Here is a 12,304-nt window from a genome sequence, read left to right as displayed (position 1 = left end):
GTTGCGCCTAGCGACATCCAGGGCGTACGTGAAGAGGTCTGTTGCCGCATGGGGGAGACACCCGGTCTGCTCGACGACTACCTGCGAGTCGCCCGCTACCACGTCCGGATGGCAGTCCCGCCGACCGCGGTCCGGATCCGTTCGCTGGGGGCGCGGCAGCTGCTCGCCCGCTCCGGGCTCGGTGAGTCCGACGCGTCCTACGCCGACCTGCTCACCGCGGCCCGGGCCGGGGACACGCGCTGGCTCAAGCAGCGCCGCCGCGCGGTCAAGCCCGCCGTCCTGGCCGGACTGGCGCAGACCCTGGCCCAGCAGGACATGCTGCCGGAGGACCGCACCGACGCCCTGGCCCTCTACGAGCTGATCCGCACCGCGCTGGGCGCCGACGCGCTGCCCGCCGCGCATCAGGGCCTGCACGTCCAGCTCGCCCTGGCCTGGCAGGGGGCGAACCAGGCCCGGCCGTTGCTCGCGGCGTACCGGCGGATCACCGACAGCGTGCGCGCGGATCTCGAGCTCGACCTGGCCAATCCGTTCGCCGGCAGCGGACCGGTGATCGGCTGGCTGACCGCCTTCCGCAAGCTGCTGCCGGAGCCGCCGCTGGCGCTGGAGCACAAGGCCGGGGTGCCACCGTTCGACCGGCTGACCGTGGCCACCTCGGTCGCCGGCATCGACGAGCCGCAGCGGATCTCGGTCATCGTCACCGCGTTCCACCCCGACGAGGGCCTGATCACGGCCGTACGCTCGATCCTGGACCAGTCCTGGCGCAACGTCGAGGTGATCATCGTCGATGACGCCTCGCCGCCGGAGTACGACGCCGTGCTGGCCCGGGCGGTCGCGCTGGGCGGGCGGATCCGGCTGGTCAAGCAGCCGGAGAACAGGGGCACCTACGCGGCCCGCAACGCCGGCCTGGACGCCGCCGAGGGCGAGTTCGTGGCGTTCCAGGACTCCGACGACTGGTCCCATCCGCGCCGGCTGGAGCTGCAGGTCAAGGCGTTGCTGGAGGACCGCCGGCTGGTCGCCACCACCTCCGACGGCCTCGGCGTCTCCGAGGAGCTGCTGGTCACCCGGCCCGGGGTGCGCCGCAGTCGGTTCAACCCGTCGTCGTTGCTGTTCCGCCGCGGCCAGGTGATGGACCGGCTGGGCTACTTCGATCCGGTGCGCAAGGCGGCCGACTCCGAGTACATCGGGCGGATGGTGGCGGTCTTCGGTGTGGCCGCCGTACGGCACCTCGACTCGCGGCCGCTCGCGCTGATCCGGCTGGCGCTGGGTTCGCTGTCGCGGGCCGAGATCCGGCCGTACTGGATGCACCCGGCGCGGACCGCGTACATGTCGGCGTACCAGCGGTGGCATTCGCGGATCGCCGCCCGGGCCGCCGATCCGCTGCGCCCGCGCGACGGCAGCCGCCGGCCCTTCGCCGCCCCCGACCATCTGCGGCTGGCCCGCGGTGAGGCGGCCGGGCGGCCGGAGTACGACGTCGTGCTGGTCGCCGACTGGCGTTTCCTGCAGGGTGCGCAGCAGTCGGGACTGCAGGAGATCCGGGCGCTGATCGCGCGCGGCCTGCGGGTCGCCGTGATGCAGATCGAGTCGCTGCGCCCGCCCGCCCGGCGGCGCTGGCCGCTCTGCGCGCCGCTGCAGCAGCTGGTCAACGACGGCCGGGTGGACCAGCTGCTGCCCGGTGACGAGAACCGCGCCGAGCTCATCATCGTGCGGCACGCCGCGGTGCTGCAGTTCCCGCCGGACGACCCGTGCCTGCTGCGCGGCCGGCAGGTGCTGATCGTCGCCGACGAGGCACCCGGGCGGCTGGCCGACGCTGACCGCCGGTACGTGCCGGCCGACTGCTCGCGGGCGGCGCTGCGGATGTTCGGCACCGAGCCGCTCTGGTGCCCGCAGGACCCGCAGGTACGGGCCGTGCTGCGCAGCGAGACCGTCGAGCTGACGCCGTACGACCTGCCGGCTGTGGTGGACGGGGAGCGGTGGTCGGCCGCGCGGGAGGGCGCCGGCAAGTGGCCCGCCGTGGTCGGCACCGATCTCAGTGACGAGGCGGTCTGGCCCGGGGACGTGCGGGCGGCGCTGACCGTGTACGACGAGGTCGGCGAGTGGGACGTGCGGTTGCGGCTGCCGGACTGGCCGCGTACCGGATATCACCCCGGTGGCCCGCGGTCCCGGCTGGTCTACGAGGCCGGTGATCTGGACCTGCGGACCTTCGTCCATCAGCTGGACTTCTACCTGCACTTCCCGAGCCCGGACCGGATCGAGACGTTCTCCCGGCCGGCCCTGGAGGCAGCGGCCCTGGGCTGCGTCGTGGTGATGCCCGAGCGGCACGCGGCGGTGTTCGGCGATGCCGCTGTCTACTGCGGACCGGGCGAGGCCGAGGCGACGATCCAGCGGTACCACGCCGATCGTGAGCTCTACGCCGAGCAGAGCCGCCGGGCCCGGGCCGTCGTCGCCAAGGCGCACGACCCGCAGCTCTTCGTCGACCGCGTCGCGGGAATCGTCACCGCGCCGCACCCGGTCGCCCCGGCCCAACGCGGCGCGTTGATCGCCCGACCGTAACGGCGGTGTCTTCGCGGGCGTTAGGCGATCGTGGTGACCCGCGCCGGGCCCGGCGCGCATGACTCTGGAGGTCCTTCGATGAGCAGCCTGGTCCGGTTCGGCGGTCGGCTGGCGGTGCGGCTGCGCAGCCTGACACGCCCCCAGGCAGTGGTCCTCATGGTGATCCTGGCGCTCTGCGCCGGGGTCTGGTGGTCGGCCGGGTCGGGCCACCAGGGCCTCGCGCTGTCGCTGGTGGCCGGTCTGCTGCTGGCCGTCCTGCTCGGGATCCTGCACCTGTCCCGCTGGATCGGCGGGGTGTACCGGGCCAACCAGAACGCGCACCGCGAGCTGCGCACGGTCGTGGAGCAGCTGCAGCGGCGGGTCGTCGCCACGGTGGAGAAGGAACGGCTCACCGCCGGCGACCGCCATCAGGAGCTGACCCGGACCGTCACCCGCGGCCTGCGGCAGAGCGGGCACGGCACCGATCTGCTGCTGCGCGCGCAGAGCCGGGAGATCGAGGCGCTGGTCCAGCTCTTCCAGCAGTTCACCCCGCGGGCGCCGATGCCGTCCTCCGGTGACTTCGCGCTCAACCCGACCGACCTGCTGGACCTGCTGCACCTGGTCCGGCTGCGCCGGCCCCGGCTGGTGGTCGAGCTGGGCAGCGGCACGTCGACGGTGTGGCTGGCCTACGCCCTGGAGGAGTACGGCGGCAAGCTCGTCTCCCTCGACCACGACGCCGACTACGCCCGGCAGACCCGCACGATGCTCGCCGCCCACGGCCTCAACGCCGTCGCCGAGGTGCGCGACGCCCCGCTGCGCGAGCTCACGGTCAACGGCAAGACCTACCAGTGGTACGACGCGGAGACGCTGACCGACCTCACCGGCATCGACCTGTTGCTGGTCGACGGGCCGCCCGCGGCCACCGGCCCGGATGCGCGTTACCCGGCGCTGTCCGTGCTCGCCGAGCGGCTCGCGGGTACGGCCACCGTCGTGCTGGACGATGCCAACCGTGAGGACGAGCGGGACGCCGTACGGCGGTGGACCGAGGAAGTGCCGGGGCTGACCGAGGAGCGCGTGTTGCTCGGGCGGCACGCGGTGCTGGCGTACTCGCGTACCGGGGCACCCGTCACCGTCTGAAGATGGGACCGGCCGGCATGCGGGGGCATGCCGGCCGGTCTTTTCGGGGGGTGGGTGAAGCCTGGGCGGCGCCGCGGTCAGCGGCTGCCGAAGTCCTGGGTGTAGTACGGCGTGCCGTTGGCCGAGTACACGACGCCGACGGCGAACGTCCTGGCGCCACAGTCGAGCAGGTTGCGGCGGTGACCCGGGCTCTTCATCCACGCGTTGACGACCTCGGCGGCGCTGCGGTAGCCCCAGGCGATGTTCTCGCTGCGCGCGGCGGTGTAGCCGGCGGCCTTGGCCCGGGCGACGAAGGTGGAGCTGGCCGAGCCGGTGTGGCTGAACTTGCCGGTCGTGGCCATGTACTTGCTGTGGCCGCGGGCCGCCCAGAGCAGCTCCGCGTTGACCCGCAGGCCCTGGCAGCCGGCCTTGACCCGCTCCTTGTTCGACAGGCTGACGACCTGGGTCTGCAGCGTGGTGAAGGAGACGGTGGCGGCCTCGGCCGGGGTGGCGATCGCGACCATGCCGAGCAGTGCGGCGGGGATCATCGCGAGGGTGGCGAGGCGACGGACCAGGGTCTTCTGCACGGGTCAACCTTTCGAGGAACACCGCCTGGACGTCTTGTTCGCCAGGTACGCCATTCCCTTCGGAAGACCCGAGGGGTGCGCTGATGCCTCTTCAGGTGCCTTGGTGTGAGTGCTCAGTTGCCGCCGAGTTGCCTGCCGTATCGGGGTTGCGCCCGTGGCGCCGGCCGGTTGCGGAACGGGAGCCTCACCGGCGCAACGCCTCCGCGAGCAGCGGTACGAGCAACCGGCTGTACGCCGTGGTGATGTGGTGCTGGTCCTTGTAGATCAGCAGGTTGCCCACGATGACCGGGCACGTCGTCGCCGTGCAGAACCACGGCAGCGGGTCGATGACCGTCGCGCCCTCGGCCCGGGCCACTCCGGCGATCAGCGCCCGGCGCTTGCGGAACTGGACCGCGTCGGCCCGGCTGCGGGCGCACGCCGCGGGATCGTCCAGATGCGCCGACAGGCAGTCGGGCACGTTGCGGGCCTGCCACGGGGTGTCGTTGACGTAGTACACCTCGGTGCCCGGGCCCTTGACAGCGTCGAGCGAGCGCCGCCACGCGGCCGACCAGGCGTCGTCCAGCGAGCCGGTCACGTCGAGCAGCGGGGCGTTGGGCAGGGTCGAGGCCATGATGACCTTCGCCGGGCGCAGCGACCGGATGTGGCGCCAGGCCGCGCGGCGCCACTGCACGCATTCGGTGAAGCGCCGCTTGAGCGCGTCCTCGTAGATGACCACGTCCGCGGCCGAGCAGGCGCTCTTGGTGACCACGACGAGCTTCCAGTGCCGCTGCCGGGCGATCGCCTCCAGGGCCGGGAACCAGTGGCCGGCGTGCGAGTCGCCGAACAGGACGACCGTGGTGGGCGAGGACAGGTCACCGTAGGCGCACGGGGTCTTCACCTCGGGGTCCGCGAACGCCGGGGAGCACTTGTCCGCGTACAGGCGGGGCTTGTCCTTGGCCGCGGCGGCCAGCGCCGGGGTGAGGTTGGCCGGCACTGCCGGCATCCCGGCGGCCAGGGCGAGGTTCTGCTGGAGCTTGGCCACGCCGGTCAGGGCGGGTGCGCGGTAACCCGTGCCGCCGGTGCTGCCCACCAGCACGGTGATCAGCACACACAGCCCGGCGGCGAGCAGCGAGACGGCCGCGCCGGCGGTCAGGCCCCGCCACGGCCGGTCGCGCAGGGCGGCGAGGTGCCGCACCGGGTTCTCGACCAGCGCGTACGTCAGCGCGGCCAGCACCAGGGCGCCGAGGGCGACCAGGACGTTCTCCGCCGCGGTGAGCTGGCGGCCGAGCGCGAACGGGGCGATGAGCAGCACCGGCCAGTGCCACAGGTACCACGAGTACGACAGCCGGCCGATGACCTGGAGCACCGGGGCGCCGAGCAGGCCGGCCGGGCGGGCGCAACCACCGGCGATGACGGCCGCGGTGCCGAGCACGGGCAGCAGGGCGGCGTACCCGGGGAACGGTGTGGCCGCGGTGAAACTCAGCGCCGCGACCACCACGGCCGCCAGCCCGCTGCCGATCAGCAGCTTCGCGGTCAGCGGGGGAAGCTGCCGCAGCCGGCCGGCCCCGACCGCGAGCAGCGCACCGGCGCCGAGCTCCCAGGCCCGGGTGTGCGCCCCGAAGTAGGCCCACCCGGCGTTGTGCTGCGTCTGCCAGACCGACACCGCCAGCGAACCGGCGGTCAGCACGGCCAGCACTGTGGTCAGCCCGCGTCCGCCGCGCCGCACCACCAGGAGCAGCAGCAGCGGCCAGACCAGATAGAACTGCTCCTCCACGGCGAGCGACCAGAAGTGCTGCAACGGCGACGGGGCCGACTCGGCGCTCAGGTAGTCGGTGCCGATCGCGGCCAGCCGCCAGTTCATCGCGTAGATCGAGGTGTGCAGCGCGTCCGAGACGATCTCCGACAACCGCAGCGGCGGCAGCCACAGGGCCGACGCGGCCACCGTCGCGACGACCACCACGGTCGAGGCCGGCAGCAGCCGCAGCGCCCGCCGGGCGTAGAACCGCGGGATCGAGACCCGGCCGGTGCGCTGCGCCTCGCGCAGCAGCAGCCCGGTGATCAGGAAGCCGGAGATGACGAAGAAGACGTCGACGCCGACGTACCCGCCGCCGACGAAGGGCAGACCGCAGTGGTACGCGACCACGAGCAGCACCGCGACCGCGCGCAGCCCTTCGATGTCCCGCCGGTGCCGGGCCGGTTCCGGGGCCGGCGTGACGGCCGGTCCGGAGCCGGTGGGCTGGTGCCGCCGGGGCGCGGGGGTGACCGGCGCGGTGCTCATCTCGGTCACAGTCGGTGCGCCTCCGCGCCGTGGGTCACGCCCCGGGTGTCGAAGAACCGCTTGGCGATGCCGGCCAGGTGGTCGGCGTCGTACTCGCGGTGGTGCTGCACGAGGATCACCAGGTCGGCGGCCGCGGCGGCGCCCTCCAGGTCGTCCGTGCGGGGCACCTCCACGTCGCCGACGCTCCACCGCAGCACGTGCGGGTCGTGGTAGCTGAGCTTCGCGCCGAGCGCGGCGAGTTGCCGGGCCAGGGGGGTGGCGGGCGACTCGCGCTGGTCGGCGATGTTCGCCTTGTACGTGACCCCGAGCAGCAGCACCCGCGCCCCGTGCACCGCCTGCCCGTCGGCGTTGAGCAGGTTCTGCGCCCGCCGGGCCACGTACGCCGGCATCGTCGCGTTGATCTCCTGGGCCAGCTCCACGAACCGGAACGGGTAGCCCAGCTTGCTGCGCACGTTGTGGCTCAGGTAGTTCGGGTCGATCGGGATGCAGTGCCCGCCGACGCCCGGCCCGGGGTAGAACGCCTGGAAGCCGAACGGCTTGGTCGACGCGGCGTGGATGACGTCCCACAGGTCGATGTCCAGCTCGTGGCAGAACCGCGCCATCTCGTTGACCAGCGCGATGTTGACGTGCCGGTACGTGTTCTCCAGCAGCTTCGCCGTCTCGGCCTCGCGGGTGCCCCGGGTGGGCACCACCGTGTCGATGAACCGCCCGTAGAACTGCGCCACCCGCTCGGTGCAGCCGGGGGTGTAACCACCGACCACCTTCGGGGTGTTGCGCGGGCCGAACTGCTCGTTGCCGGGGTCGATGCGCTCCGGCGAGAACGCCAGGTGGAAGTCGCGCCCGGCGACCAGGCCGGAGAGCCGTTCCAGCAGCGGCCGGACCACGTCGTCGGTGGTGCCGGGATAGGTCGTGGACTCCAGCACCACCAGCATGCCCGGGCGCAGGTTGCGCCCGATGGCCTCGGTCGCGCCCGTGACCGCGCGCAGGTCCGGCCCGTCGCCGTCGGACAGCGGCGTCGGCACGCAGATCACGGCGACGTCGGCGGTGGCGATCAGGCTCTCGTCCACAGTGGTCCGGAAGCCGCCGGCGAGCATCTCGGCCACGTCGGCCTCGGACAGGTCGTCGACGTGCGAGCGGCCCGCGCCGAGCGCGTCGACCACCGCGGCGTTGACGTCGAAGCCGAGCACGGACAGCCCGGACCGGATGGCCTGCTGCGCCAGCGGCAGGCCGACGTAACCGAGACCGAGGATGACGGCGTCGTACCTCACGGGATGCATCTCCTTGATCGAGCGCCGGTCAGGCGACGGGCGTGTTGGTGGAGCTCTGTTCTCCGGTGCCGAGGTTGCGGTCGTGCTGCGCGGGCAGCGTGCCCGTGACCGCCGTGACGGCGCGGCCGACCTGACGGCCCGGCAGCGCGGGCGGGGCCGGCGGCGCGGTGGTGGCGGACCGCGGCGAGCTCAGCTCGTACGGCGAGACGAACGGCAGGTACGCGGGCAGGAAGTCGGCCAGCATCGCCTCCTGGTCGGCCGCCACGGCCGGGTCGGAGTCGATGTCGTTGAGGCAGAACGCGTCCAGGTTGCGGTGGCGCAGCAGGTCGGCGAGCTTGAACGGGGTCACCGGCGCGGCCAGGTCGGTGTAGCGGAACCGGATCGTGCCCGGCACGGCCCGTCCGGTGAGGTAGGCGTAGTACTGCTGCAGCGACGACAGCAGGGAGATGTCGTCGGGGTGGCGGAACTGGTGGTTGGCGGTGGCCTCGACGTACTCGGCGAAACGCTCCTCGATCTCGGCGATGACGCTGCGCCGCGACGGGTGCGGGGTGTGCTTCATCTTGCGGGTCAGCACCCGGCCGAAGGCGGCCCGGATCAGCTCCCGGTTGTTCTTGCCGGCCGAGTCGGCCGGCGGGTCGGTCGGGCTGCGCGGCGCCGCGTCGACCAGCGCAGTGGACGGGAAGAAGCGGGTCAGCCCGCCGGGTGTGAAGAACAGCTCGGGCCCGACCGGCCGGCCCAGGAACACGTCGTCGTTGAGGTAGAGGAAGTGCTCGCTGAGCCCGGGGATGCGGTGCAGCCGGGACTCGATGGCCTGCGAGTTGAACGTCGGCAGGGTGCCGGTCTCGCCGAAGATCTCCTTGTGGCTGACCACGGTGATCCGCGGATGGGTGGTGTCCAGCCAGGCCGGCACCTGGTCGTCGGTGACCAGGAAGACGTGCCGGATCCAGGGGGCGAAGCAGTGCAGGGCGCGCAGCGAGTAGCGCAGCTCGTCGCGGGAGGCGTACCGGGAGTCGTTGTTGGCGAGTTTGCTGGCCCCGTGCAGCCAGGTGTTGGTGGCCAGCGCGGCGGCCTTGCGGGCCTGCCAGGCCGGGTCGTCGCCGTCGACCCAGGTGTAGACGGCGTCGATCGGGAAGCTGATCCGGTCCAGGCTCGGCGTCGTGAAGATCTCCCGGGTCCGGTAGCGGGCGGGATCGTCGGGGGCGCTGAACGCGCCGAAGGCGGGCTCGCCGGCGCGGACCACCGGCTCGTCGGCCGGGATCACGTCGGCGATCGGGTTCGCCCGGGGCCCGGACAGCACTCCGTCCTGCTGGCGCCAGAACTCGATGTCGCAGCCCACGTCGAGGCCGAGCAGCAGGCTGCCGCCCGGATCGGTGACCGGCCAGCACACCCGCAGGATCTCCGCGGTGCGCCGGGCCCGGCGGCCCCGGTGCCCGCGCGGCCGGACGACCTGCAGGATCCCGGTGCCGGCCCCGGTGAGTTCCTCCAGCACGCGGACCACCAGGGCCCGGTGCTGCACCGGTACGGCCACAGCGGTGTGCAGCAGCGCCCGGGTGGGCACCCGGAACCAGTCGACGCCGGCCGTGTCCAGGGCGGCGATGACGCGGTCGAGGTTCTGCCGCCGTACCTCGGCCGGGCTGGCCGCCGGGTCCCGGCGTGCGGTGACCCAGCCGCGGCCGGCCCGGACCCGCATCGTCGGGGCGTCCGTCGCGGTCCGCATCAGGGGCAGGCGGGGCGGCGCGGACAGGTGCACGATCCGGCGGGCCATCCCGAGGCGCTGTTCCGGCGCGACGTGGGGCAGGACGCGGTGCTGGACCGTGCTCAGGATGCGCGCCCGGACTCCCCAGGGCGCAAGTCGCAGGATCCGCCGCAGGGGCACGCCGTAGTCCTTCCGCCGGATGTTCGTCGGGCCGATCGATCAGCCGCCCGGTTCCTCGTGCCTCAACGGCGTGATTCATCAGAAGGTTGCGGTCGATATCGGCTTTTCGGACATCTGTGCTATGTCAGAAGTTACGCCTGTTACCTGCGGTATACGGGATTTATGCAGGTGGCGGGGCCGAACGCCGTCCCGCCACCCCTACGGGTCCGCCCCGATGCGCCCGCTTGCGTGGGCGAGGCATGGTGGACGACGGGTGGGTATCACTTCGGGAGGCTGAGATGGGCAAAGCAATCGCGTACCTGGTGGCGACGATCGCCGGCGTCATCGTGGTGGGCTGGATCGCGATCCAGCTGCTGCAGGTGCTGGTCGGTGCGCTGGCCTACCTGATCGTCGGCGCGGTCGTGGTCGGCGGCGGGGTCTACCTGTACGGCCGGGCGAAGCGCTCGCTGGCCCCGGGCACCCGCAACCAGCGCCGGATCGAGGCGGCGGTGAAGACGTACCGGATGCGCAACCGGTGAGCGTGCGAGCGTGCGGCTAGGCTTGCGGTCATCTCCTCACCTCTGACCAACGGGAAGTTGCGCCGTGTTTGACACCTTGAGCGACCGCCTCTCCGGGATCTTCACCAAGCTCCGCGGCAAGGGCAAGCTCACCGACGCCGACATCGACGCCACCGCGCGCGAGATCCGTCTCGCGCTGCTCGAGGCGGACGTCGCGCTGCCGGTGGTCAAGTCGTTCATCGCCAATCTGAAGGAGCGGGCCCGCGGCGCCGAGGTGTCCCAGGCGCTCAACCCGGCCCAGCAGATCATCAAGATCGTCCACGAGGAGCTCATCACCGTCCTCGGCGGCGAGGGCCGGCGCCTGCAGTTCGCCAAGCAGCCGCCCACGGTGATCATGCTGGCCGGCCTGCAGGGCTCCGGTAAGACCACGCTGGCCGGCAAGCTGTCGCGCTGGCTCAAGGGTCAGAACCACCAGGTCCTGCTGGTCGCGTGCGACCTGCAGCGCCCCAACGCGGTCAACCAGCTCCAGGTCCTCGGCGGCCGGGCCGGCGTCGACGTGTACGCCCCCGAGCCCGGCAACGGCGTCGGCAACCCGGTCCAGGTGGCCAAGGACTCGATCGAGCACGCCAAGCGGACGGCGAAGGACATCGTCATCGTCGACACCGCCGGCCGCCTCGGCATCGACACCGAGATGATGCAGCAGGCCCGCGACATCCGCGACGCCGTCGACCCGGACGAGGTCATCTTCGTCATCGACGCGATGGTCGGTCAGGACGCGGTCACCACGGCCGAGGCGTTCCGCGACGGCGTGGGCATCACCGGCGTGGTCCTCTCCAAGCTCGACGGCGACGCCCGCGGTGGTGCGGCGCTGTCGGTGCGGCACGTCACCGGCGAGCCGATCCTGTTCGCGTCCACGGGCGAGAAGCTCGAGGACTTCGACGTCTTCCACCCCGACCGGATGGCCAGCCGCATCCTCGGCATGGGCGACGTGCTGACCCTCATCGAGCAGGCCGAGCAGGCCTTCGACGAGGATCAGAAGGAGAAGATGACCTCCAAGCTGCTCGGTGGCGAGCAGTTCACCCTGGAGGACTTCCTCGACCAGCTGATCGCGGTGCGCCGGATGGGCCCGATCGCCAACGTGCTGGCCATGATGCCCGGCATGGGCCAGATGAAGGACCAGATCGCCGAGCTCGACGACAGCCACTTCGACCGGGTCACGGCGATCATCCGCTCGATGACCCCGGGCGAGCGCACCAACCCGAAGATCATCAACGGCTCCCGCCGCGTCCGCATCGCCAACGGCTCCGGCGTGACGGTGATGGACGTCAACCAGCTGCTCAACCGCTTCACCGACGCGCAGAAGATGATGAAGCAGATGGGCGGGATGATGGGCCTGCCGGGCGCCGGACGCCGCAAGGCCACCAAGAGCCCGAAGAACAAGCGCAAGGGCACCAAGGGCGGCAACCGGCCCCGCGTGGGCGGCGGGATGCCGGGCGGCTTCCCGGGCGGAATGCCGCAGCTGCCCCCGGGCCTGGACCCGAACGCTCTGGGCGGCGGACCGGGGCAAGGGCTGCCGCCGGGCTTCAAGCTCCCGAAGATCGACTTCAACAAGCTTCAAAACCCCAAGAAGCCCGGCGACGACAAGCGCTGATATCGGCATACGACAACTAGGCATGGAGCTAGTATGGTTGACGTCGATCCCTTCAAGGAGGAGCCGATGACCATTTCCGAGCCCTTGGCCTGGCTGTTCCCGGCCGAGCTCGATCTGCTGCGCCGTGACGACCTGACCGTCGACGACATCGCGAACCTTCCTCCGGATCTTCGCTATGAGTTGATCGACGGAAGGCTCGTCTTGACCCCCTTGGCCCTCCCCCTCCACCAGCTCCTCAGCATGAGAGTCGGCAGCGCGATCGAGGAGCACTGTCCCGACGAGTTCATCATCAATATCGAGCAGGCGATCCTGCTCGACGGAAACAACGAGCTGCGCCCGGATGTCATGCTCATCCGTGAGGAAGGCGCCGGCTACTCCCCGGTGCTGCCGGCCGACGTGCCGCTCGTCGTCGAGGTCGTCTCAAGGTCGTCGCAGAGCCGTGATCGCGAGGCCAAGCTGAAGAAATATGCCGAGGTCGGCATCCCCTCCTATTGGATCGTCGATCCACTTGCCGAGCGCGTGA

At 71.7% G+C, this 12,304-nt stretch carries 9 protein-coding genes; 5 read left to right on the top strand and 4 right to left on the bottom strand.

Translation table 11 applies throughout. The annotated features are described in order from the left end of the window. Positions 1–48 precede the first annotated feature (48 nt). Positions 49–2,550 carry a glycosyltransferase gene (locus ACWEOZ_RS24805; protein WP_451913064.1) on the top strand — a complete coding sequence of 834 codons (2,502 nt, stop codon included), beginning with the start codon at positions 49–51 and terminating at the stop codon, positions 2,548–2,550. 78 nt (positions 2,551–2,628) lie between these two features. After that, complete coding sequence (locus ACWEOZ_RS24800) at positions 2,629–3,666, top strand: class I SAM-dependent methyltransferase (protein WP_451913063.1); 1,038 nt, start codon at positions 2,629–2,631, stop codon at positions 3,664–3,666. A gap of 77 nt (positions 3,667–3,743) precedes the next feature. On the opposite strand, the gene ACWEOZ_RS24795 is transcribed toward ACWEOZ_RS24800, so the two are convergent. The 4 genes from ACWEOZ_RS24795 to ACWEOZ_RS24780 all read right to left on the bottom strand — a co-directional run bounded on the left by ACWEOZ_RS24795 (position 3,744) and on the right by ACWEOZ_RS24780 (position 9,633). Then, positions 3,744–4,232 (bottom strand): CAP domain-containing protein, encoded by a 489-nt coding sequence (locus ACWEOZ_RS24795; protein ID WP_451913062.1) that lies wholly within the window; start codon positions 4,230–4,232, stop codon positions 3,744–3,746. A 184-nt stretch (positions 4,233–4,416) separates the two neighbouring features. Continuing rightward, complete coding sequence (locus ACWEOZ_RS24790; protein ID WP_451913061.1) at positions 4,417–6,489, bottom strand: acyltransferase family protein; 2,073 nt, start codon at positions 6,487–6,489, stop codon at positions 4,417–4,419. 5 nt (positions 6,490–6,494) lie between these two features. Beyond that, complete coding sequence (locus tag ACWEOZ_RS24785; RefSeq protein ID WP_451913060.1) at positions 6,495–7,766, bottom strand: nucleotide sugar dehydrogenase; 1,272 nt, start codon at positions 7,764–7,766, stop codon at positions 6,495–6,497. Positions 7,767–7,785: 19 nt separating this feature from the next. Next, positions 7,786–9,633, bottom strand: a complete 1,848-nt coding sequence (locus ACWEOZ_RS24780) for a stealth family protein (protein WP_451913059.1) — start codon at positions 9,631–9,633, stop codon at positions 7,786–7,788. Positions 9,634–9,911: 278 nt separating this feature from the next. On the opposite strand from ACWEOZ_RS24780, the gene ACWEOZ_RS24775 reads away from it, so the two are divergent. The 3 genes from ACWEOZ_RS24775 to ACWEOZ_RS24765 form a co-directional block, all read left to right on the top strand. Further along, entirely contained in the window at positions 9,912–10,151 is a 240-nt protein-coding gene (locus ACWEOZ_RS24775; protein ID WP_451913058.1) for a hypothetical protein, read from the top strand. A gap of 64 nt (positions 10,152–10,215) precedes the next feature. Next, entirely contained in the window at positions 10,216–11,781 is a 1,566-nt protein-coding gene (gene ffh, locus ACWEOZ_RS24770) for a signal recognition particle protein (protein WP_451913057.1), read from the top strand. A 33-nt stretch (positions 11,782–11,814) separates the two neighbouring features. Then, positions 11,815–12,304: Uma2 family endonuclease (locus ACWEOZ_RS24765; protein ID WP_451913056.1), on the top strand; the 490-nt coding region annotated here is incomplete at its 3' end.

The organism is Actinoplanes sp. NPDC004185, from assembly GCF_053603475.1.
Note: the sequence above shows the minus strand (reverse complement) of the source record. Positions and strands in the feature narration are given on the sequence as shown.